Here is a 23,193-nt window from a genome sequence, read left to right on the forward strand (position 1 = left end):
GCTCCAGTGCATCCTCACCTATCACAGCGCTGTCACCTCAAGTTTCAGGTTCAGTGCGCCATTGAGGCCAAGCACGGCCTCGCCTGTCCCGGATCTGCCCAGGTGCTCAAACAAGGGCAGAATGGAAAACACCGGATTGAGGCTGGCAAGAGCGTCTTTGGCGTAGCGGGTCTGGGGCGGTGTTTCAGCCTGTTGCACCAATGAATAGATAAGGCGGGCACAGGAGCGTGGGCTTTGGCGGTTGGACAGAGCCAGACCGGCGCCAGCCGGGCAGGTCAACCGATGAGAGGTGTCCAAAGGTGCGGGCAGAGGGGCATCAAACAAGACAACTCCAACAGGGCGGTGTTCCAGCTGTACCTGCAGCAGGGCCTTCAAAAGGCTGGAGCCTGCCGTTTGTCCTGCGCCGCAGATACTGGTGGCTGCCGTTTTGATGCTGCGTGCAATGGTCCATTGACCCGAGGCTGCGTTATGCACCGAATTTTGAAACCGCGTGGGTCGGATTGCCATTGTCGGGCCGCGCAGGGCTTCGAGGATCAACTGTAGCGTTTCCCCCTCTCCATAGGCAGAACCAAAGACCCAGGCTGCATCTGCGGCCAGCGCGGGAGCTATCTGCTCGGCGGCCTGTATCGCCAATAGGGTCTGTGGACTGTAGCGCCGCCTGGCGCGGGCGGGGATGCATTCCGGGCTGGGCTTCCAGCCTTCAGGGAAAGTGGAGAAATCAGCGGTAGAAAGTGAGTGTGCCAGGGGCCGGGCATCAGCACTTGATGGCGCGATCAGCGCAAAGGCCTCTACAAAGATCTCTGTCTGCATCATCGGCTCAGCACCAATGCACAGTTGGACCCGCCAAACCCAAAGGAATTGCTGACCACATGTTTCAAGGGGGCCTCGCGACACTGGGTCACGACGTTTGGCAGTGCCTTGGGATCTAGTTGTTCCAAGCCGGGGTTGCCAGGGATAATGCCCTCCTGCAGCGCATAGAGACACAAAACAGCCTCTGCGGCACCTGCCGCACCGAGGGTGTGACCGATGGCGCCTTTTAGGGAGGAAGCCGCAACCGCCGGTCCAATCGCGGAACTGACGGCTCGGGCCTCTGCGGCATCATTCACAACGGTGGCTGTCCCGTGCAGATTGACATAGTCGATATCTGCGGCCACGAGGTCGGCCTGTTTGAGCGCCTGGCGGATTGCGGCGGCGGCTCCGGTGCCGTCTTCGGGGGGGGTTGACATATTGGTGCCATCCGAGCTTTCGCCATATCCGGTCATGCGCAGGTCGCTCTTGCTGTCGCGTTCGACAATCATAAAGGCCGCCGCCTCGCCGATGGACAGGCCATCACGGTCGCGGTCGCAGGGTTTGCAGGGTTTGCGCGAGATCAGTTCTAGTGATTCAAATCCATTGAGCGAGGTTAGGCAAAGGCTATCGACGCCGCCGACCAGAACTGCATCACACATACCTGCCTCAATGAGCTGATAGGCATCAACCAGAGCTTTTGCTGAAGAAGAGCACGCGGTCGAAATCGAATAGCTGGGCCCCAGGAAATTCAGATATTCTTGCAAAAAGGCCGCGACCGCTTGCTGGCTGTCATGATGTTGCATTGAATAGTCTGCAGGCATCGGGGCGCCCTCTTGGCGGGCGCGGTAGACCTGTTCCAGCATCTCTACCCCAGCGGTCGAGGTGCCGATGACAACACCGCAGCGCGAGGCTCCCCATTTTTCCTGGGTTGCCAGGGCATTGTCATAGAATGCATCGCTCTGCAATGCGGCCAGTGCCAAGCGATTGGCCCGGTTATCATAGGCGCTTAGGTGTTTAGGAAACGGCAGGGAGGCGAGATCCTCAACCGCGCCGAGAAAACACCTGAAGGGGAGATCCAAGTGATTGCTCTCCCGTAGCCCGGACTTCCCTTCGCGCAGGGCGCTTACATGGGAGGCGCGTCCCCGGCCCAGGCAGGAAACCAGCGCGCTATGGGAGATGCCGATATTGCGAGCACTAGAGGTATCCGTCATTGGTGTTCATTTCGTCTAGGCTGCGCAAGGGTAAGAAACAGCATTAATATCAATCCAATAAAGACTGTCATTCCGATCTGGTGAAGAATTTGCACCTCGGACAGCGACATAATCAGAAAGGCAATCATGGTCGAGCCCGCACAAATAAAAACTGATTTCGCGGAGGCTGTGCTCTCCCTGTCATCCTTCATGCCGTTCAAGATGAGATCATAATCCACGCCAATACCCACAACAAGAGCCATAGCGACGATGTGAAAGATGCTGAACGCACCGTAAACTGCGATAATGATACAGGCGCAGCCACCTAGAACCGCGCAGCAGGTGCGGAAAATGCGCAGCGCATCGCGGCCACTGCCAAGCCCCGCAGCGAGTAGACCCATGCCACAGATCAAGCCGGCAAAAAGCCAGGAGGCAACGCGACTGCGCAGGTCGGTCATCGTCTGGCGGATAGGGGCCAATAAATCAACCAGTTCCGCGTCTGGGGTGGTGATGGCAAACTGCGGTTCGGATGTGTTCTTAGGCAGCACCAGTTCGATCTGCTCCTGCCATAGGAGGCCCGAGTTTGACAGCCGCCTGGCCAGTCCCTGCAATTCTGAGAACCTGGTCAGGTCTGTCGGCCTCAGGCCGGGGGCCTGGAGGGCGCGCTCAAAAGCGATTGACTGTTGCTCGGCAAAGGCGGGGGCCATGCCTGCCTGCTTTAGCGCGCGTTCTGCATTGGCGGTAAATTCGGCAGCGGAAGTGTCAAGTCGCTGAGGAGGGGACAGCCATTGGGACAGGGATTGGTATGACTGCAAATCGCCCTCTTCAATCGCTTGCTCCAAGACCCGTGCTAACTTGGCTTCGTTTTGCAGCAGGGCCTCTAGTGTCTCACCCTGGACGTTGATGGCGTAGGTGCTGGAGGGCAAAGCTAGTTTTTCATTCAGTTCTGCCAGTTCTGTACGGATATGTTGGGGGGGCTCAAACAGGGTAATGGGGGGCTGCCGGTTAAACAGAATGACCGTTGCGACGCCAACAACAATGAGGCCGGTTTCGATCCAGGCCTTGGCAGGAAGGTAGAACCCAAAGGAGCTGAGCGTGATCCCCCTGAGACGGGCTTGGGGGGGCACTGGCATCACAACAGAGGCAAGGGCGGCAACGCAGAGCCCGACCAGGATGAAAAGTCCGGCCTGCATCAGGGCGGGAACCTGCGATCCAACCATAGCCAAAAAGGAAATCCCTGTTGTTGCGGCCCCAAGTAGGATCAACCGGTGGGCTCTGCGGCGGCGGTTGCCCTCATGGGCCATGACATGGATTGGGTAATCCAGCGCCAACCCCAGCAAGACGCCACCAAAGGCCAGGGCCACAATATGAACAGAGCCAAATACTAGGTTGACGACCGAGATAGCGGAGACCACTCCCAGGGCGAGGGGAATAAAGACATGCCCCACTACGGCCAGAGATCGCAGTGACCAAACCAGCCATAGTATCAAGAGTACCGTGGCTATGGTCGAGGCGCGCGCTGAAGCCAAGGTGTTGAATTGGGTCGTCTGTGCAGCAATCACCCGGACGCCTAGCAGATGCGCTGTTACGTTTTCTTGTGCGGCCAGATCGCGTAGCTTCTGTGACCACTCATTGAGCTCGCGCGCATCGAAAGGCCGCTCCGCCAGGCTGATATGTAAGATCGCGGCCGTATTGTCGTGGGACTGCCAAACGCCATTCGCGACTGGGAAAGCGCCTCTTGGGCTGTCAAAACGCTGGATAATACGCCAATAGCTGCCTGTGGGATCCAGCAAAAAACGGTCACCAAAAATAACGCTGGCCGCATCGGAAAAATACTCTTTGGCCTCGATCAGGCGCTGGGCCATTTGCTGGCTTTCCAGATCCGCCTGCCCAGGGGGCGCGAGGTGCAATCGGTTCTCCCAGATCCAACTGTCAAATTCTTCTGACGGCGCGGGGGTGCTGAAAATGGCCGAACTGACCAAGGGATCCTGCGCTAGGTGGTTTGCGATTGACTTTGCAGCTTTGTTACGCAGGCTGACCTGCGGGTGGCTAAGGGCAACCAGCACATCCAGACCTGTCCCTTCGGTAAGAGACGGAAGCGCGGTTTTGTCTCCCGCAATCAAAGCCTCGGTATCTGAGCTGATCGTCACCCAAGGCAAAGAGAGCAGCAACAGGCCAGCCAAGCCCAGAACAGCCAACAGGAGGCGGATCATTGCGCGAGAAACCTGATTTGGCGACTTTGGTTGCCTGCCATTTCCAGGTCGATGGCTTGCAAAATATCACCACAGCCTGAAAACACGATGCTCCCGCCGCCATTTCCCTGCAGGGAAATGCGGGTGACCCAGCCCTGCGATGTCGACCTTATTCGATGGGGCACGGGCGGGAGTTGCGATAGGCCTTGGTTAAAAACGGCGGCCTGGAGCACAGTAAAAAACGCGCTCATGCGCGCTGGAATTGCGCGAGTGATCTCTTTCCCATCGCGTCTTATCGTTATGTGTTCTTCCCCGATCGTCATCTCTTCTGCCTTGGGCGTAGTTTGACGGCGCAACAGGGAATTGTTCTGTGTCAGTTCAAAGACGCCACCATTTCTCACTGCAGTGCCAAAGGCCGGGTGGGCAATGACCTCCTCATAGGCGACCAATCCGTCCACCGAGATGGGTTCAGCTTGCAAAGCCACCTCCAGCGTTTTTGGCGCGGGCAGGGTGCAGCTCTGCTCAGTGGCGCCAGATATCGAAGAAGTTGAACCAGTTATAAGGATCGCCACGACACCAGCCTTCCAAAGCCGTTGCGTAGTTTTGCGCCATCTCCGCAGCAGCCTTGTCTCGTTCGGGGCGCGGCACATGAGCCCCATCATAGAACTGCGTGAATTCAGCGGCATAGCGGTCTCTGGCCTCCCATCTGGCGTGGCTGAGTATGATTGGAACCCTGGCTGCCATTGCAATCAGGTAGGGGGATAGGGGGACTTGTATCGTATCCCCCAGAAAGGAAACATCCTGTTTCGCACGTACCTGGCCATCTGGGAGGCGATCGCCAAGAATAGCGACAAATTCGCCCTTGCTGAGGGCATCGGAGACCTGAACCATCGCCAGGGGGCCGTTTTCCAAAGAGATGATCTTCTCATGAACCTCTGGATTGAGCCCCTCCAAGACACCGGTGCTTTTCCCCGCGTGTTTTGTGAACATCATATAGCGAACGGATAACCCTGGAAGTTCACGATCCAGAGCGCGCAGCGCTTCAAAACTCCCGTAGTGGGCTCCTAGCAAGACGGCGCCTTTACCTTGGCTCACCAGGTCCTGGACAAGTTCGCCCCCTTGTACCGTGACGGAAAACTGCGCAACCCCGCGACCCAGCAACCGCACCCGGTCAAAAAAGGCATGGCTGAATACTCTGGCGTGCCGCATCCGCTCCAACAACGTGGGGGAGCGGCCCAAAATACGGCTGAGAAAGAGTATAGATCCCTGGGTGCTCAGCCGTCTCTGATCGATCGCAAAGACCAAAGATATGAGCCAGAGGAGGGGGACATAAATAAGCTTTGGCGGTCGGCTTGCCAAAAGGCGCATGAATTTCAGTTGCCACACCGATCCAGCTTCGCGGGCCTCGGTCCAGCCGGTTTCCTGCGCCTGTGCAGATCTATTCTTAGCCATCGGTCGGCCGCAATTCTACGCGCGCATTTGCCAAGGTCTCCGTCCCTGAGATCCATGCAATTTTTGCAAGGGGAAAGGATATTTCTATTTCTATTTCATAGGGTTGTTCAGGAGAGAGCTGTCGGAGAAATTTTAGCCGCTGAATGGTTTTGATTTCATAGCCAATGTCTTGCAGTGCCTGATCGGCGAGCCCTAGCAAAACCGCCCCGGGAACAATTGGATTCCCGGGGAAATGACCGTCCAAGAAGCGGGACTTGGCGCAGATTCCGTCTGATTTACTCAGCTGCACTGATGAACCTCCAAGCGCCAGCGCCCTGGATCACTTCAGGCAAAAGATCACATCGTTGGTCAGGTTTTCGACCCAGCTATTATAGCGCTTATGGATGGTGTTCTTTGCTGCGTTGTACTTCATGTTTTTCGAGTCTCTGTAGGAGATCTTGAAAGCCTGGCTGCTGAATTCAACGTCGACTTCAACATAGTGTTTGCCACGCACAGTCAGTTTCCCAAGCAATTTTCCTGGCGCCACGCGGCTGAATCTCCACCCCCGGGCTGAGCTGCAGGTTTTGAGAGCATTTTCCACGCTCCGGGTCGTGGTGTTCTGAGAAGTCACCTCGCTGAGATTAACGTAGGAGGTCTGGATTGTTTCAACCGCTGCAGCCGTGGTTGCAGTCATTGGTTGCAGGGCGAGCGCCCCCAGAAAAGCGTAGGTCAATAGTTTCATTTTGTGTCTCCTCGATTAAGTTTTTGATCGATAATTCCGAAGGCCGCCAAAAACCCCATGGGACGCAGCCCCCTCAAAACAAGGAATTCAGTGACGAGCCCAAACAACCGCATGAAGTCTCGCACGGGGTCAAAGTGGCTAGGGCGTAGGACAAAGCCCTCATAGCGGGCTTTGAGTGGTACATATTCGAAGGGAATGTTGTGTTCAGCCGCATAGAGCAGAACGGCGGTTTCGAACTTGAACCTGCCTACGTGGCGCTTGGGAACGGTCACGCGTTCCAAGGCGACCGCCGGATACAGCCGCATGCCACACTGGGCGTCATTGATCCTGCGACCACAGGCCCATCCGATAAAGAAGTTTCCAAATTTGATGCCCTTGCGCCGTGATCCTGGCATGTTTTCCATATCCGCTGAGCGATCTCCCATGACAATTGCCTCTGGGTTATCAGCGTGCTTTGCTAGGAATTTGGGTATGTCCGCAGGATCGTGCTGCATATCGGCATCTAGCACGATCACCGCAGTTGCGCCTTTGTCGATCGCAGCTTTGAACCCTTCGACCAGGCGGTGACCTTTTCCAATGTTGTCTTCATGGCGCAAAACAATAGCACTGCTTTTCGACAGCGAAGCAGCGGTGCCATCCGTGGATCCGTCATCCACCACAATGACCTGATCTACCAGCGCAGTGGTTTCCTTGACCACCTGTTGAACGGTCAGGATCTCGTTATGCGCCGGGATCAGTGCAAAGGTTTGGGCCATGTCGAGGTGAGCTCTCCGCTATCGGCGCGCTACATATTCAGAGAAGCAGCCAAGAAGCGAGTTGTGCTCAACCGTCGTGAACCCTGCTCTGTGCAGGCTGTCCAACACGTTTTCGATGGGGACCATCTGATCCATGGATTCCCAGTAATAGCGCATCAAGCGAAAGACATTCCTATCTCTGGTCAAGATCATCGAAACCGTGGGCAGGATATGCTTGAAGTAGAGGCGAAACAGGGCCTTTGGAATGGCCTTTTCCGGCACTGTCACATCCATGATCAGCACTTTGCCGCCGTCTTTGAGAACCCGGCGATATTCAGCAAAGCTGTCATCTAGGCTGTCTACGTGGCGCAGGGCAAACCCCATGGTAAGGAAGTCAAAGCTTGCACTTTCAACCGGCAGCTTCTCGGCTGTGGACTGGTGAAAGGTCACAGGAACGCGTTTCTTGGCCTCTTCGATCATACCAGCAGAGGGTTCGACGCATTCAATCTGTTTAGGGTCATCCAGAATGGTCATCAGGGCGCGGGCGACTTGGCCGGTGCCCGTGGCCACATCAAGCACCCGCATCTGCGCGGTCACACCGTTGCGACGCAGGGCCTCGCGGCGATACCAGTCTCCGGTACCAAACCAGCCCCATTTTGCTATGGCCTCATAGCTTTTCGCAGTATCATCAAATACTTGCCGTAGGAATGCCTGCTTTTCCGCCTGGGATTCGTAATAGTCACCAACTACGATTGGGTTGTTGCCGTCGGACATTTAGTAAGACCTTGTCGTCTAGGTTTTGGCCAAAACTCTCGAATCAAACCTTGGCGTTTCGGCGCAACTTATACCAGTAGGGACTTTAGAGCTACCAGTCCTGCGGGCTATCAAACAGGCGCTGGCGGATGATCTAAAAGTAGTTTGTTGCGTTACATTCGGCGTGTATAGACGGTTTTGCAACCCTACTAAGTTGATGGAAGTCATGAATAGCTTTGCCCGCGAAGACGCCGTCCAGACCAAACGAATTCTGCCCTATTTGATCGCCTGGTGCAGAACCAGAGTTTACGAGGCTTTTGTTTTCCTGGTGAGTATCACGGCGGGGGCCTGTATCATTTTCTATCTGCATTGGCGGCCGACACCCGTCTTGGTACGGCGGTTGCTGCGGTTTTGGTCTTGCGGCTATATCTACGGGGCTAAATACATCCTAGGGGTGAGCTACCGGGTTGAGGGGCTGGAACATATTCCCTCTGGGCCGGTGATCTATATGGGCAATCACCTGACCGCTTGGGAGTCGGTGATGATGACTGTGCTGGTGCCCCATGTGAATATGGTGACCAAGCGCGCGGCCATGACCATTCCGGTATTTGGTTGGGGGCTGAAACACGCTCCGATGACGCCGATTGATCCCGACACCCCTGGCAAGAACATCCGTCGCTTATTAAAAGAGGGAAAGGCTTCGATCCGCGCGGGCCGGAGCATGGTCATTTTTCCAGAAGGCTCACGCGTGCCCATTGGAGAAACGCGGCCCTACGCGCGCGGGTATGAGATCCTGTACAAACATTGCGGCGTGCAGGTCGTGCCCTTCGTGACGGATTCCGGGCTGCATTGGCCATCGGGCTACGCGACGAAGCCGCCTGCAGAAATCACATTGCGCTTTCTGCCTCCCATTGCAGCCGGCAAAGACCCAAATGAATTTGCCAAAGAGCTGGAAGAAACTATCCGCTCGGAAGCTGGCAAACTGATGGCATCCCAAGTCTAGGCCACACTATCCTGTACAGAGTGTCCAGCTGGAGGCAGCGCTAGTTTGTGCCTTGAGCCTTCAGGTCAGTTTTCAACCCGGCGATCTTTAGCAAATCAAGCGTTGTCGCGCGGGTGATCTTGCCTGTAGGCGAACGGGGGATTTCGGATAGAAAGAGCAGTTTCTTAGGGACAAAGGCCGCATCCAAGTGACGCAACAGATGACGGCGAAGCAGGCGCCGTATCTCGTCTTCTGAAAGGGAGCTGTCTTGATGCGGGACCACTGCAATGGCCAAAGCGTCAGATTCATGTCGTTTATCGTGCAGGAACACGCCGTCTGAGATCTCGCTGATTTCTGAGAGTATCGCGTTCAGGGCAGCAAGTCGGCTGCGTTTTCCGCGTATGCTCACCATGTCACCAGCGCGGCCCAGCAAAGAAAAACGCCCATCTGGATGCCGCTTGATCTGGTCTTCCAATGGGATCGGTTCTGACAGATGCGGAGCTATAGCCAAGCAGGTTTCCGGCGTGTCACGCAGTTCAAACCCGGCCGAAAGTGTCCAGGGCTCCTCAAAGGCGGTTTGCCGTAACGCCATGGAGCCAGTCTCGGTGCTGCCGTAAATCTCCATGACTTTAAGGTTTTTTCTGGCAGCCAGTTTTTGCGCCAGAGGCTGGGGAAAGGGAGCAGTGGCGGAGAGAACGCAGATGATTTCCGGCGCGGCCAGAATTGCCTGCTCTAAAAATCGTAGATGCGCGGGACTTGTGACCAACACCAGCTTTGAAATCCCACAGTCACTGGCGGCCTCAACGGCGGCTTCCAGATCAGCCGGATAGAAAATGGTGTTTCGATAGGTGCAGTGACCAAAGCCGAGTGTGGCAAAGATCGTCGCCTCCAGCCCATACATATGTCCATGGGGAGTGGTGCCCAGCAGCCCGATCTCTGTTGGCAGTGCATCAAGCCCCTGGATGATCTGGTCTGTGATTGCGGCTCCTCCCCGCAACATTTTCCAGGTTTTTACGTTACATTTTGGCTGCTTGGTCGAACCCGAGCTGTATACGCGGATCTGTGTCGAATTGCCTTGAAGAGGCGTCGCATAGTCCCAGTGATCCAAAGGGGCTGCAGCGATGTTGTCATAGCTCACACGGGTGGCGAGCGCGTCATGCTCAGGGGAGTTGCTCAAGATGACCGGGTCGGGTGACTGGGCCATCGCTGCACGAACTGCTTCAGGAGCCAGCGAGGGGGGGAGCACAATCGGTTGCTTGTTGAGCAACCCAGAGACAATACCCAGCGCAAATTGGTAGCGATCCTGGAACAGATTGCACAGTGAACCTGCCCCCTGCAGTTGTTGACGCAAGACGGCAAGGTCTGAAACGAATTGCTTTTGGTCAACGATGCCATCTCTTGAAAAGAACAGTTTTCTGTCAGCTGCGTACATATTCAGATGTCCAATTTTTCCCAGGTGCCAGGCTGCATCATCAAATGAAGCGAGCGTTGCCATGTCTCTGGCCGCTTAAACCGCATTCGGGCGATTTCATGAGATAGGACAAACCACAGGGCCTGGGCAACCAGGAGAGTTATCAAAATCACATTGGCAAGAGGGCGCAGGGGCTCCACAAAAAGTGCCAGCCCTGCCAGCATGGACGCGCAGAGACCAATGCCGAGCCAAACAGCGCATTGCTGCCTCAGATAGGCAGCAAATTCAGCGGAGGGAACAGGCCCCTGATGCAATGATATGACAAATTGCAGCAGAATGTTGGGCCGTTGACGCAGCAGATTATGGCCAAAAACATAGGCCATGCTCAGGTTTATGGCGATGACGGCGAGATAGGGAACAAAGTGCAGTTGCGGCATCCAGAAGGCCAGGAACAGCCCCAGTGGCCCACCAAAACCCAGCAAGATCATACGGGCCTTGTCCAGACCACAGATATCCCGCAGGAACACTGAAAACACGTGTAGGGTAAACAGAATGAAGACCGCGTCTAGCAAGGGAGACGCGAACCACCAGCAGGACAATAGCAAGGCGGCTGTGGCTGCTCCCCGAAGATGAGAGGTCCAGCGCACTGCGTTTCCGGTCACGTCTTGCGGTTTTCCGCAATGTGGCTGGCAAGGGCACTCACGCAAGAGAAGATCTCTTGATTGCGCTCATCATCTGAGCGCAGTTTGAAGCCATAGGTTTCGCTGATGGCGAAGGCGATTTCCAAAGCGTCGATGGAATCAAGCCCAAGGCCCTCCCCAAAGAGGGGGGCATCAAAATCAATCTCAGCAGCAGTTACATCGTCCAGAACCAGAGCGTCCACAATCAGCCCGGCGACTTCAAGTTGTAGTTTTTCGAAATCGGCCTGATCTGCGAGTTGAGTTACTGACATGTTTGCTCCATTCTTTTGGCATCGCCTCGACGCAACGGGTTGCCACTGCCTGATTAGCAGGAAATTTCTTATCGGTCGTGCTTTGTCGCGTCTAGATAAAAATGGAGTATTTTCTACCTCCCCCTGCAAGATCGGGCGCTCATATCCTGATTGGTGGCAGGCGGTTAAGAGGGCGGTCTACTGCCGGGCACACAGCCTCTGGGTTGCAATGACAGATGCAGGCCAATGTCTTGCCAGAGCCCTACAGAGGACTGGCAAACCAGTTGCAAGGGAGGAGAAGATCGTTGCCGGAGTATTCGGAAGCTCAGGTGATTTCACGCAGCAGTTGAACCAGTTGAGCTGTTTGATTTTTTCCCAGTTGGCCAAGGATAGCTGCGTCTTGTTCTTCAATTTCTTCCCGGATCTGCAGCATCCGTTTGCGGCCCAAGGCCGTGGGCAAGACATTGATCTGTCGATGATCACCCTGCGCAACCTGGCGGTGTACCAGCCCGTCTGACACCATCCGATCCACCAGTTTGGTCAAGGTCGGAGGATTCATCAAAACGATCTCGGCAAGCTGACCCATGGTCAACCGGTTTCCCTCTTCCAGGGTTTCAAGAATGCGCCAGGCTTCGATTTGGATACCATGCCGACGCAGCCGCGCATTCAGCGAGGTGGCGACCTTGCGGTGAGCTGCTGCCAAGGCGTAGGATAGGTAGTTGTGGAGTGGACTGTTACTGATTTCCATAGGACTCACCTTGGTCTGACTGGGGTCTGACCAAGAGATTTTAGTTGACTTGGAAATTAAGTTCAAATGAAATGTGCCGGTCCTCTATCCCCACGGAAAGGGCGCTGCCGCCATGACGTCTTTTATCAAGGCTCCCAAAGTTCCAACGGAGCTGCTTGAACTGCAAACCCGTCCTTTGTCACCACACAAGGGGAGCTACCGAATTGCATTGCTCATCCCGTTGTGTGGTTCGGCTGGGCTTTGGGCACCTTCCTGTATCTCTAGTGCGCAGGTTGCGGTCGAAGAGTTGAATAGGGGCGGCGGAGTGGATGGTCGCAAGGTGCAGCTGATCATGATTGATGCCGCAATGGAAGCGAGCATATCCATCGAAGAGATCGTCAATGACCTAATAGAAACGGGATCTATCGACGCAATTGTAGGGATGCATATCAGCGCTATTCGACAGAGATTGAGTAAAGTGGTCCGACAGCGGATCCCATATGTTTATACCCCGCTCTATGAGGGGGGCGAAAGCACCGCAGGCCTGTTTGCGATCGGGGAGACCCCGCAGGAGCAGCTCGGGCCATCGATGGATCTGATCCAAGACCAATATCGGCCCAAGAGCTGGGCCTTGATCGGCAATGATTACGTATGGCCGCGTATTTCGCATCTGTTTGCGAAATCGAAACTACGCGCGCGGTCAATCGATCTGGCCTATGAAAAATATCTGCCCTTCGGATCACGTAATATGGCCCAATACGTGGCTGAGATTGCAGCCAGCAAGGCAGAGGCAGTGTTGATTTCGCTGGTCGGCCAGGATGCCGTTGCCTTTAACCGGGCCTTTGGAGGTGCTGGGATGCATACCCAAATGGTGCGGCTTTCCTGTGCCGTCGAAGAAAATGGCTTACTCGCCGCAGGATCACGCAATAGCAAACGGCTGTTTGCAGCCTCTTCTTATTTTGCAGCCCTGCCAACAGAAGCCAATGCGGCCTTCAAAGAGCTGTACTACGGGTTGCATGGAGATCAGGCACCTGCACTGAACGCCATCGGTCAATCGACTTATGAGGGGGTGCATTTTTTGGCCGGCTTGATGCAGGACCATGCAAACCATTGGCGTGAGCATTGCGTCTCAGATGTTCTGCCGGTGATTCATCGCAGTGGCCGCAAACGCCTATCCTCTAACACCAGCGAACGCCCTCCGGTCTACCTGGCCCGCGCCGATGGTCTGAAGTTTGAGGTGATTAAAGAACTGTAATCAATAGGTTGCCACATTTATTTTCCAATTCAAATTTAATACTTGAAAAGGAAAATAAAATCTTCCACGGTTTGGTTATTCAAATCGTCGCCCTGTTCGATGGGCGAGACATCAGTAACGTCGGGGAGAAAAACCGTGCTCTGGATTGCTTCGTTGGTGCTTGTGGCGCTGATTGCCCTGGTTGGGATTTGGTTCCTGCATCGGTTCTATGCCAAGGCGACATTGGATACTGCGCTGGTCAGGACTGGCTTTGGTGGGCGACGTGTGGTGACTGACGGTGGCTGCTTGGCCCTACCGATCCTGCACCAGATGCAAAAGGTGTCCATGGGGGCGCTGAACTTTGAGATTGCGCGCCAGGGGCGGGAGGCTGTCCTTACTCGGGACAAAATGCGGGCTGACGTGATCTTCGGTTTTGAGCTGCGGGTTTCTCCAGCGCCTGAAGGCATTGCTGTTGCTGCACAGGCTTTGGGGCATCGCATTGCTCGTGGTGGGGACAGCGTTCATGAGGTCCTATCGGGTGCGCTGGTCAATGCCATTCAAAACGCCGCCGCTTATCGCAGCCTGGAGGAGATCCACCTTGATCGCGGCGGATTTGCCCAGGATGTCGCCACGGCCATTGAGGTCCAGGCAAAGCAGCTTGGGCTTATGCTTGTCTCCAGCGCGTTGATTTCGGTTGACCAAAGTGACCAAAGCCAGCTGAACGAGAACAATGCCTTTAATGCGCAGGGGCTGCGTCGGCTTGCAGAACTGGTGGCAGATCAGCGTAAAGAGCGGGTCCGCATTGAGACAGAGGCAGAAACCGCCGTGCGCGAAAGCCGTTTGGCTCAGCATCAGCGGCAACTTGAGCTTCAGCGCGCGGAGCGTGAGGCCGAAATTGCGCAACAGGAACATCTCAGCAAGTTGGAAGCGGATGCCAAATCCCGCGAAATCCAAGCCCAGGAGAGTGCCAAACTTGCGAGCGAAACGGCGCGGATTGAGAATGAAAACCGCGTGCGGGCCTCTCAGGTCGAGCAAGATGAAATCCTTAGGAAATCTGAAATGGCGGCCATTCTTTCGCTCGAGGAAGCCAAGATCGCCAATGAGATCCAACTGGCGCACAGACGGGCCGAGGCAGCAGAGGCCAAAGCTGCACAAGAGCAGGCGCGCGCCTTGGTTCTGCTGGCTGCCGAACAGGTGCAGGCGCAAAAGGACCGCGCCGTGGCAGAACGGGAACGCGATATCGCCCTTATTCGACAGGGCAAGGAATTGGAGCTGGAAGAGGCACGGGTCAAACGCGATGTGGATACTCTGCTGGCCAAGGCACAGGCTGAAACCACCGCTGCCTCAGCAGCTGCCGAGGCTGAAAAGGCCCGGATGCAGGCCGAAGCCGCAGGCCGTGTGGCGTTGAACTCCGCTGAAAACACCCTGAGTGATGCTGTTATTCGGATGCGGCTTGAGGAGCATAAACTCGATCGCCTGCCCGAAATCATGACGCAAATGATGAAGCCGGTGGAAAAGATCGACTCGATCAAGATCAATCAAATTTCTGGCGCCGGAATGGGTTCTGGCGCGGGCGGGGCGGAAGGCGTTGACGGGGCCTTTGGGGCTGCCATGGATCAGATCCTTGGCATGGCGGTTCGTCTGCCCGCGATGAAACAGATGGGTGAGGAAATCGGCCTTGATTTTGATGCCAACCTTGCCGGGCGCACCGCCGATTACGCCAATCGTATCAAACCGAAACCTGAATAACGCCAATCCCAAAACGACCAAAACCAATAACACGCCAGATCAACTGCGCGCGCTTTTCCAGACAACACGGAGGGACTTAACCATGCCGATGAACAGACGTAGCTTTTTATCCACAACCGCCGCGATGACCGGGACCGCCTTGCTGCCCCAGGCCGTCATGGCCTCAGATACGATCAAGCTGGGATCCATCCTGGATACTTCGGGTATCTTTGACGCCTATGGCAAGCCAATGGACATGGCCATGCGCCTGGCGGTCAAAGAGATCAATGCCGCAGGTGGGCTGTTGGGCAAAGAGGTGGAAGTGGTGGCCTACGACACCCAGTCAGATATGGCTCTTTATTCGCAATATGGTCAGCAGTTGACCCGGCAGGATCGGGTTGATGTGGTTCATGGTGGCATCCTGTCAGCCTCGCGCGAGGCGATCCGCCAGACCATGCGCAAGACCAAGACGTTATATTTCTACAATGTGCTTTATGAGGGTGGGGTCTGTGATGGAAACATTTTCATCAACGGGGTAACGCCCGCACAACAGGTCGAAGCGCTGGTGCCCTATGCAATGGGGAAATCTGGTCCCAAGGTCTATATTCTGGCGGCAGACTACAACTATGGCCAGATTACTGCGCGCTGGATCCAGAAGTTTGTTGCAGAGAATGGCGGCGAAACTGTGGGGGTCGATTTCTTCCCGCTGGATGTGAGCGACTTTGGCTCCACCATCGCCAAGATCCAGGCGGTCGGTCCTGATTTGGTCATTGCACCTTTGGTCGGGGGGGCACATCTGTCCTTTTTCCGCCAATGGGCAGCGGCGGGTATGAAAGACCGTATTCCGCTGGCCTCGACCACCCTTGGGGTGGGCAATGAACATAAGGTCCTGACCCCTGCCGAAGGGGACGGCATCATGGTGGCCTATAACTACAGCCAAGAGCTGGATACAGCCGCAAACATTGCTTTCAAGGACAAATGGAGCGCAGCCTATGGTGACAGTGGCATGATCCATGAACTTGCGGTTTCGAACTATCAGGGGATGCTGACCTGGGCCGAAGCTGTGCGTCAGGCGGGCTCTATCGAGCGCGCGGCGGTGATCGCTGCCTTGGAAACCGGCCTTTCGATCGAGGGACCCGCCGGCAGAGTCACGGTGGATCCCAAGACCCACCATGCAGTGCTAGATGTCCATCTCATGGAGATTGAAAACCAAGGGATGCGCGTGGTGGAAACGCTGCCTCAGCGTCAGCCTATCGATACGCAATCGGTTTGCGATCTGAAGGTCAATCCTGGCGATAACATTCAGTATGAAATTGAAATCTGAGCCAGACTTGGACTGGGCCTGATACCGGATCTGGATCAGGCCCAGATCTGACACAGCCTCAAATCTGATCCGGTGCGGCGGTGGTCGCCCGGCTCTCCCCCCGGTGAGCGGGGGCTGGCTTTGCTTTGCCTAAGGAAAACACAACGCGATGGACCTCTCATTCGTCATATTGGTTGAAATGCTCTACGCGGTCTCTTCGCTGATCCTGATCAGCGCCGGACTGGCCGTGGTGTTTGGCATGATGAAGGTGATCAACCTAGCCCACGGGGAATTCATGATGATGGGAGGCTATGCCACCATCACCGCAGTCAACCTGGGAGTAAATATCTTTGTCTCCATGCTGGTGATAGCCCCGATCACGGTGGGGCTAATAGGGTTGATTGTCGAGCGTCTGGTAATCCGGCATCTCTACGGGCGCCTTGTGGATACCATGTTGGCGACCTGGGGTCTGAGCCTGTTTTTCATAGGACTGGCCACGATGATCTTCGGCAATACCACCACGGGTATATCCACGCCTATTCCTGGGTTTGCTATCGGAAACTTCCAGATTAACGGTTATAATTTCTTTATTATCGTGGTCTCTGCTTTGCTCTTGGTAGGCATGTTGGCAGTGCTTAAATCCACTCGCGCCGGGCTCATTGCCAGGGGGGCTATGCAACGGCCGGATATGGCGGCTGCCTTGGGCTACAGCCCTAACCGTATCTACATGGCAACCTTCTTTTGTGGTTCGGCACTGTCTGGCCTTGCCGGAGCGGTGCTGGCGCCGCTGGTTGGCCTGGTGCCCACCTCTGGCGGTGCCTACATCGCCAAAGCCTTTATTACCGTCATCGCCGGAGGGCCATCGCTGATTGCAGGGTTGTTTTCCAGTGCTGGACTGTTTGGCGTGGTGAGCCAGGTCTTCACATTCGCTATTTCTCCGGTGATCGGCGAGGTCGCCCTTTTGGTAGCGGCTGTCATTTTGCTGCGCCTTCTGCCGCAGGGCATCACCGGAAAATTCTTCAAAGGAAAACTGTGATGCCAGGACAAGTGCACAACCCTGGAGGTCTGCAAAAGGATCTCATGGCCACAGTGATCGTCACGGGATTACTGGTCTGGCTGATGCCGATGCTGATCTCGACCTATACCCTCACTGTGCTGATAATATATGGAATGTTGGGCTTGAGTCTGGGGCTGATCTGGGGCTTTGGCGGTATTCTCTGCTTTGGTCAGGCGGCGTTTTTTGGTCTTGGAGCCTATAGCTACGCCATTGCCGCTATCAACTTTGGTGAAAGCACCTTGCCTATGATCTTGGCCGTGTTGGTCCCGGCTGTCGTTGCCGCCCTGCTGGGGGCTTTGATGTTCTATGGGCGGCTGACGGATGTCTATCTGGGGGTCATAACCCTAGTGGTCACGCTGATCCTCTTTAAGTTCGTCAATTCGACCGCGGGGCCACAGTATGTGATTGGCAAGGCCCGGTTGGGGGGCTTTAACGGTATTCCCGGTTTCCAGACTTTGAATGTACCGGGCCGACCAGAGGCCTATATCTGGGGGGATGCCTATTTCTATGTCTGTGCGGTACTGCTGGCGCTCGTCTTCGTGCTTGTCACGGTGCTGCTGCGCTCCAGTTTTGGCAGGGTGGCTGTAGGGATCCGCGAAAATGAGACGCGCATGTCCTTGATGGGCTATGATGTGCGGGCCCGTAAAACCATCCTCTTTGCCATCGGAGCCGCTATTGCTGGCCTAGCTGGCGCGCTATTTGCCAACTGGGGCGAAATCGTCACGCCGAGCTTGTTCTCTCTTGGGCAATCTGCCGAGATCATCATCTGGTGTATTGTCGGCGGGCTTGGCACCCGGCTTGGTCCAATACTCGGTGCGGCTGGGCTGGCATATCTCAAGTTTCTTTTGGGGCAGCAAAGCCTGGTGGATAACACGCTGATTACCGGGCTTATTCTGGTGCTCTTTGTCCTGTTTCTGCCACGTGGGATCGTGCCCGCTGTGTCGGGTTTGTGGCAGTCGCGTATAGGCCGGGGGCGCCGAAGCCGTCGACCCCAGACCCGCCGGGGCGCCATCAGCAGGGAGCGGTTCAATGGGTGAAACAGTTTTGGAAACCCAGGGGCTGACCATGCGTTTTGGCGGGGTCATTGCTGCCAATAACGTGGACTTCAAACTCCAGGCGCGCGAGCTGCGCTGTTTGATTGGTCCCAATGGCGCGGGTAAATCGACCTTTTTCAAGTGCATATCTGGCCTGCAAACGCCGACCGAGGGGCAGGTCTATATGCGCGGGCAGGAAACCACGCGCTGGATGCCGCATGAGATTGCCTCGCTGGGGGTGGGGATCAAAACCCAAACACCAAATGTGATGGATGCATTGAGCGTTTTTGAAAATATCTGGTTGGCCGCGCGCCGCTTTCACGCGCCTAGCGACGCAGAACGCAAAACTCAAGAGATCATCGAACGGTTGGCGCTGGGCTCGATTGCGCGCAAGGATCTGGGGCAGTTGGCCCATGGGGAACGCCAGCGGGTGGAACTGGGGTTGGTTGCGGTGGGTGACCCTTGGTTGGTGCTCTTGGATGAGCCCGCAGCGGGCATGAGCGCGGAGGATGTGGCGCGGATGACCGAAATCATCCACGAGCTGAACAAGACGGCGGCTGTCGTGATTGTGGAACATGACATGCAGTTCATCCGCTCAATCGCCGAAAAGGTAACGGTGTTTCACCAAGGCGCAGTCCTGATGGAGGACCATGTGGACCGGGTATTGTCGGATCCAACCGTACGTAATGTCTATCTGGGAAAGAAGGCCTGATATGGCTGATGATGTAACCAAAGTTTTGGAAATCAAAGGCCTGTCGGGCGGCTACGGTAAGGTTCCGATCCTGCACGGAATTGATGTTTCGGTCGCGAACAACGAGGTGGTCGGCATCCTGGGCCATAATGGCATGGGCAAGACCACGCTGTTGAAAACGATCATGGGGTTCTTGTCGGCCAGTGCTGGCTCTGCCCGGTTTCATGACAGTGATATCACGCGGCTGTCGCCCTACGAACGCGCTGGGCAGGGCATTGGCTATGTGCCGCAGGGGCGCGGTATCTTCCCGCAACTGACAGTGCGCGACAATCTGCGTTTTGCTTGGCATGAATACTCTGGCGCCCCCGAAACAGAGGTGATCGAGGATGTGCTTTCGGACTTCCCGCGCCTGCGGCCGCTGTTGGACAGGGAGGGGGGTGCGCTTTCAGGGGGAGAACAGCAATTATTGGCGCTGGCCCGCTGTCTGATGGGCGCTCCTGATTTTCTGCTTCTGGACGAACCAACCGAGGGCATTCAGCCTTCCATCATTGAAGAGATGGCTGAGACCCTGTTGCAACTGCGTCAATCCCGCGGCCTTTCTATCTTGCTGGTCGAACAGAATTTTGACTTCATTGCCGATCTGTCTGATCGGGTTCTGGTGCTGGAGCGGGGCCGAATTTCGGCAGAGTTAAGCCGCAGTGATCTGTTGGATCAAGCCAAGGTGGACCAGTTTCTGGGCTTTGGCGCCGCTAGGTCGACCCGTGGTCAGGCGGGATCTTCTCCCCAGAAAACAGTTTCAAGACAAAGTTCAATTCCGGCCTCAGTTGGGCAGTCGCCCGCGCAGAGGCCTGCAAACCAGGTGACAAACATGACAGTGAAACGCCCAACCCTGTCGCAGATGCGCGATATGGCCAACAGGTTTGGTATGAGCCTGACTGATGGAGAACTGGCAGAGTTTTCCGAGATCATGGAACCCTATGTTCAGGCCTATGATCGGCTTGATGCAACGCCGGATTATCTGCCCGAAGTCAGATATCCGCGGTCCCCTGGACATTTCCCCGATTTTGCAGAGAACCCGCTGAACGCTTGGTATGTAAAAACCGAGGTGCGCGGCGCCCCCGATGGGCCTTTGCGGGGCAAACGGATTGCCCTGAAGGATACGGTCTGTCTGGCAGGTGTGCCCATGATGAATGGGTCTTCCATAATGGAGGGCTACACGCCGGAAATTGATGCCACGATTGTCACCCGGATGCTGGATGCGGGCGCGGTGATCACTGGCAAGGCTCATTGCGAGAATTTTTGCCTCTCTGGGGGCTCTCACACCAACGCCAAAGGCCCCGTTCATAATCCGTGGAAACATGGGTTTATGGCTGGGGGCTCCTCTGGCGGATCTGCGGCTCTGGTTGCTGCGGGAGAGGTGGATATGGCCATTGCAGGGGACCAGGGGGGCTCTATTCGGATTCCGTCTTCCAATTGTGGTGTCTATGGGATGAAGCCCACCCACGGGCTGGTGCCCTATACGGGCGTTATGCCGGTGGAGCAGACCATTGATCATGTGGGCCCTGTGACCAATTGTGTGGCAGACAATGCGCTGCTGTTGGAGGTGCTGGCAGGAGAGGATGGGCTGGACCCGCGCCAATATGCGCCGCAAACCTTCCGCTATACCGAAGCCCTGGGGCGCGGGGCGCACGGGCTGCGGATTGGTGTCCTCAAAGAAGGCATTCATCGTCCCGAAAGCGATCCTGATGTGGATCACAAAGTGCTTGCAGCGGCGGAGCGGTTTCGCGAGCTTGGAGCCCGGGTCGAGGAAGTCTCTATCCCCGAACATCACCTCGCGGTGGATTGCTGGACGGCAATCACGGTTGAGGGGCTGCAGGACCACATGATGCATGGCAACTCGGCCGGTACCAACTATCGCGGGCTGTTTCTGCCGTCCATGATCGATCACATGGCGCAGTGGCGCTCCCGAGCGGATGAGCTGTCCCATTCTTTGAAGGTTTGCATGTTCCTGGGCGAGTTCTTCCAAGAGCAATACCGGGGCCGTTTTTATGGCAAGGCGCAAAACCTGATGCGCCGGGTGAACCAAAAATATGCTCAGGCCTTTGGGCAGTATGATTTGCTGTTGATGCCAACGGTGCCGATGAAGCCTCAGCCAATCCCGCCGGCAGACTGTTCCATCTCGCTCTATGTCCAGCGTGCTTTTGAGATGATTGGCAATACGGCGCCCTTTAATGGCGGGCTGCCGGCCATGAACGTGCCCTGTGGGCTGAGCGAGGGGCTGCCCATCGGTATGATGCTGGTGGGGCCAAAATTTGGTGAGTTGAAAATCTACCAAGCAGCCCATGCTTTTGAGCAGAGCGGCGACTGGCGTACACTGTAAGGGGTCTTGAGTTATGTCTATCCTTAATGAAAGTCTTGCCAGCCAGATTTCAGGTTGGTCCAGCCAGTCTGAGCAACCCGAAGAAAGCTCAGCGCCACGCAATGATCTGTCATATGTACGCGGGCCAAGCGCCCCGAGCCTGGCCTATGTCACTATTCCCCAATTGCTTCGGGATGCGGTGTCGCGCTTTGGTCCGCGGGAGGCAATGGTGTTTTGCGAGCAAAACATTCGCATGAGCTACTATGATCTAGACCGCGCCGTGGATGAGCTGGCATCGGGGTTTCTGGCGCTGGGGCTGGAAAAGGGGGACCGGGTCGGCATCTGGTCTCCAAATCGCTGTGAATGGGTTTTGACCCAGTTCGCCACCGCACGGGCCGGGCTGATTTTGGTCAACATCAACCCAGCCTATCGTCTGAGTGAGCTTGAGTATGCCTTGAACGAAGTGGGCTGCAAGGCCTTGGTCGCGGCCAAATCCTTTAAGTCCTCGGACTACGACGGCATGATCCGCCGCTTGGCGCCGGAATTGGACCTGGCGCTCCCTGGGCGTCTTCAGGCCGCACGGCTGCCCCAGTTGCGCAGTGTGATCCTCATGGAGGATGAGCCTGGTCCAGGGGTCTATTCGTTCAAGCAACTGCAGAGCCTTGGCGGCCCAGCACAGCAATTGCGGCTTACCCAGATAGACAAAACGCTCAATCCCGATGACGCCATCAATATCCAGTTTACCTCTGGCACCACTGGTAGCCCCAAGGGGGCGACACTGTCGCATTACAATATCGTCAACAACGCGCGCTTTGTGACCGATCGTATCGCCTTGACCGAGACGGATCGGCTGGCCATTCCGGTGCCTTTGTATCATTGCTTTGGCATGGTCATGGGGGTGCTCGGCACGGTCAGTAAGGGCGCTGCCATGGTCTTCCCCGGCGAGGCCTTTGAAGCCGAAAGCACCCTTGACGCTCTTGCTGAGGAACGTTGCACAGCGGTCTATGGGGTGCCGACCATGTTTTCCGCCATGCTGGACGCACTGGAGAGTGAACGGCGCGACCTTTCTTCTTTGCGCACAGGTATTATGGCAGGGGCGCTGTGCCCGGTAGAGGTCATGCAGCGTGTTAACTCTGAGATGAATATGAGTGAAGTTACCATCTGCTACGGCATGACGGAAACATCACCGGTATCGTTCCAAAGCTTTGTTGATGACCCAACTGAAAAACGCTGTGAAACCGTCGGCCGAGTTCATCCTCATCTGGAAGTGAAATGTATTGACCAGCATGGCCAAATTACCCCGGTTGGCGTTCAGGGAGAGCTCTGCACCCGTGGCTATTCGGTAATGAAAGGATATTGGGGGAATCCAGAGAAAACGGCGCAGAGTATCCGCGATGGTTGGATGCATACTGGCGATCTCGCCGTTTTGGATCGGGATGGGGTTTGCACCATCACAGGGCGGGTAAAGGATATGATCATTCGTGGGGGAGAAAACATCTATCCCCGCGAGATTGAGGCATACCTCATGCGCCACCCTTTGGTGAGCGACGTTCAGGTCTTTGGCATACCAGATGAGAAACTGGGAGAAGTGGTCTGTGCCTGGGTCACTGCCAAGCCTGGTGAGACACTCAATGAAAAACAGCTCAGCGCGTTTTGTCAGGGACAAATTGCCCATTTTAAAGTCCCTCGCCATATTCGGATCGTGGATGAAATCCCGATGACGGTCACCGGCAAGCCACAAAAATTCGTCATGCGGGACAAAATGCTGGAATTGCTTGGTAAGGCCAGCGACCCTGCGGCGTCCTAGCTGCGAGGCTGCAGCGGCCATAGCGCCAAAACTGTATGATCTGGATGGGGCACTGATACGGCCCCTCTTGTTTGCTTAGAGCAGGTCCGCTCTGCCGG

At 55.9% G+C, this 23,193-nt stretch carries 22 protein-coding genes; 9 read left to right on the plus strand and 13 right to left on the minus strand.

What is annotated here, in order from left to right; genetic code table 11:
* Positions 1 to 21: 21 nt before the first annotated feature.
* The 9 genes from MED193_RS22400 to MED193_RS19285 are packed head-to-tail and all read right to left on the minus strand — an operon-like array spanning position 22 to position 7,852.
* Positions 22 to 810, minus strand: a complete 789-nt coding sequence (locus MED193_RS22400; protein ID WP_050757608.1) for a beta-ketoacyl synthase chain length factor — start codon at positions 808 to 810, stop codon at positions 22 to 24.
* A complete protein-coding gene (locus MED193_RS19250) occupies positions 810 to 2,000 on the minus strand; it encodes a beta-ketoacyl-ACP synthase (RefSeq protein ID WP_009811450.1) in 1,191 nt (396 codons plus the stop codon). The genes MED193_RS22400 and MED193_RS19250 overlap by 1 nt, the downstream gene beginning before the upstream one ends.
* Positions 1,997 to 4,192, minus strand: coding sequence for an MMPL family transporter (locus MED193_RS19255; RefSeq protein WP_009811451.1), 2,196 nt, complete (start codon positions 4,190 to 4,192; stop codon positions 1,997 to 1,999). The genes MED193_RS19250 and MED193_RS19255 overlap by 4 nt, the downstream gene beginning before the upstream one ends.
* Positions 4,189 to 4,650 carry a hypothetical protein gene (locus tag MED193_RS19260; protein ID WP_039966421.1) on the minus strand — a complete coding sequence of 154 codons (462 nt, stop codon included), beginning with the start codon at positions 4,648 to 4,650 and terminating at the stop codon, positions 4,189 to 4,191. The genes MED193_RS19255 and MED193_RS19260 overlap by 4 nt, the downstream gene beginning before the upstream one ends.
* 43 nt (positions 4,651 to 4,693) lie before the next feature.
* Positions 4,694 to 5,623 (minus strand): LPS biosynthesis protein YihE, encoded by a 930-nt coding sequence (locus MED193_RS19265; protein ID WP_009811453.1) that lies wholly within the window; start codon positions 5,621 to 5,623, stop codon positions 4,694 to 4,696.
* Positions 5,616 to 5,912 (minus strand): hypothetical protein, encoded by a 297-nt coding sequence (locus tag MED193_RS19270; protein WP_009811454.1) that lies wholly within the window; start codon positions 5,910 to 5,912, stop codon positions 5,616 to 5,618. The genes MED193_RS19265 and MED193_RS19270 overlap by 8 nt, the downstream gene beginning before the upstream one ends.
* Before the next feature lie 30 nt (positions 5,913 to 5,942).
* The gene (locus tag MED193_RS22405) at positions 5,943 to 6,344 is read right to left on the minus strand and encodes a hypothetical protein (RefSeq protein ID WP_009811455.1); all 402 of its coding nucleotides are present in this window, start codon (positions 6,342 to 6,344) and stop codon (positions 5,943 to 5,945) included.
* Positions 6,341 to 7,099, minus strand: a complete 759-nt coding sequence (locus tag MED193_RS19280) for a glycosyltransferase family 2 protein (RefSeq protein WP_009811456.1) — start codon at positions 7,097 to 7,099, stop codon at positions 6,341 to 6,343. The genes MED193_RS22405 and MED193_RS19280 overlap by 4 nt, the downstream gene beginning before the upstream one ends.
* A gap of 18 nt (positions 7,100 to 7,117) precedes the next feature.
* Entirely contained in the window at positions 7,118 to 7,852 is a 735-nt protein-coding gene (locus MED193_RS19285; protein WP_009811457.1) for a class I SAM-dependent methyltransferase, read from the minus strand.
* Positions 7,853 to 8,057: 205 nt separating this feature from the next.
* On the opposite strand from MED193_RS19285, the gene MED193_RS19290 reads away from it, so the two are divergent.
* Complete coding sequence (locus MED193_RS19290) at positions 8,058 to 8,834, plus strand: 1-acyl-sn-glycerol-3-phosphate acyltransferase (RefSeq protein ID WP_050757609.1); 777 nt, start codon at positions 8,058 to 8,060, stop codon at positions 8,832 to 8,834.
* Between the two features lie 40 nt (positions 8,835 to 8,874).
* Here MED193_RS19290 and MED193_RS19295 read toward each other — a convergent pair whose 3' ends face one another.
* The 4 genes from MED193_RS19295 to MED193_RS19310 form a co-directional block, all read right to left on the minus strand.
* Positions 8,875 to 10,245: an AMP-binding protein gene (locus tag MED193_RS19295; RefSeq protein ID WP_009811459.1), complete on the minus strand. Its 1,371-nt coding sequence runs from the start codon at positions 10,243 to 10,245 to the stop codon at positions 8,875 to 8,877.
* Between the two features lie 2 nt (positions 10,246 to 10,247).
* Positions 10,248 to 10,886 (minus strand): hypothetical protein, encoded by a 639-nt coding sequence (locus tag MED193_RS19300; protein ID WP_009811460.1) that lies wholly within the window; start codon positions 10,884 to 10,886, stop codon positions 10,248 to 10,250.
* Positions 10,883 to 11,176 (minus strand): phosphopantetheine-binding protein, encoded by a 294-nt coding sequence (locus MED193_RS19305; protein ID WP_009811461.1) that lies wholly within the window; start codon positions 11,174 to 11,176, stop codon positions 10,883 to 10,885. Before MED193_RS19305 ends, MED193_RS19300 begins: the two co-directional genes overlap by 4 nt.
* Positions 11,177 to 11,480: 304 nt before the next feature.
* Positions 11,481 to 11,903 (minus strand): MarR family winged helix-turn-helix transcriptional regulator, encoded by a 423-nt coding sequence (locus MED193_RS19310; RefSeq protein WP_009811462.1) that lies wholly within the window; start codon positions 11,901 to 11,903, stop codon positions 11,481 to 11,483.
* Positions 11,904 to 12,015: 112 nt separating this feature from the next.
* On the opposite strand from MED193_RS19310, the gene MED193_RS19315 reads away from it, so the two are divergent.
* From MED193_RS19315 to MED193_RS19350, 8 genes are all read left to right on the plus strand, one after another.
* On the plus strand, positions 12,016 to 13,137 hold the full coding sequence (locus tag MED193_RS19315) for a substrate-binding domain-containing protein (protein WP_009811463.1): 1,122 nt from the start codon (positions 12,016 to 12,018) through the stop codon (positions 13,135 to 13,137).
* A 135-nt stretch (positions 13,138 to 13,272) separates the two neighbouring features.
* A complete protein-coding gene (locus MED193_RS19320; protein WP_009811464.1) occupies positions 13,273 to 14,865 on the plus strand; it encodes a flotillin domain-containing protein in 1,593 nt (530 codons plus the stop codon).
* Positions 14,866 to 14,947: 82 nt separating this feature from the next.
* Positions 14,948 to 16,168: an ABC transporter substrate-binding protein gene (locus tag MED193_RS19325; protein ID WP_039966428.1), complete on the plus strand. Its 1,221-nt coding sequence runs from the start codon at positions 14,948 to 14,950 to the stop codon at positions 16,166 to 16,168.
* A 148-nt stretch (positions 16,169 to 16,316) separates the two neighbouring features.
* Positions 16,317 to 17,183 carry a branched-chain amino acid ABC transporter permease gene (locus MED193_RS19330; protein WP_009811467.1) on the plus strand — a complete coding sequence of 289 codons (867 nt, stop codon included), beginning with the start codon at positions 16,317 to 16,319 and terminating at the stop codon, positions 17,181 to 17,183.
* Positions 17,183 to 18,241: a branched-chain amino acid ABC transporter permease gene (locus MED193_RS19335; protein ID WP_009811468.1), complete on the plus strand. Its 1,059-nt coding sequence runs from the start codon at positions 17,183 to 17,185 to the stop codon at positions 18,239 to 18,241. The genes MED193_RS19330 and MED193_RS19335 overlap by 1 nt, the downstream gene beginning before the upstream one ends.
* Complete coding sequence (locus MED193_RS19340) at positions 18,234 to 18,950, plus strand: ATP-binding cassette domain-containing protein (RefSeq protein WP_009811469.1); 717 nt, start codon at positions 18,234 to 18,236, stop codon at positions 18,948 to 18,950. The genes MED193_RS19335 and MED193_RS19340 overlap by 8 nt, the downstream gene beginning before the upstream one ends.
* A gap of 1 nt (position 18,951) precedes the next feature.
* A complete protein-coding gene (locus tag MED193_RS22700) occupies positions 18,952 to 21,309 on the plus strand; it encodes an amidase (RefSeq protein ID WP_009811470.1) in 2,358 nt (785 codons plus the stop codon).
* Between the two features lie 13 nt (positions 21,310 to 21,322).
* Positions 21,323 to 23,095, plus strand: coding sequence for an AMP-binding protein (locus MED193_RS19350; protein ID WP_009811471.1), 1,773 nt, complete (start codon positions 21,323 to 21,325; stop codon positions 23,093 to 23,095).
* Positions 23,096 to 23,193 lie beyond the last annotated feature (98 nt).

It is taken from the genome of Roseobacter sp. MED193 (assembly GCF_000152965.1).
In the GTDB taxonomy this organism is placed as follows: Bacteria; Pseudomonadota; Alphaproteobacteria; order Rhodobacterales; family Rhodobacteraceae; genus Pseudophaeobacter.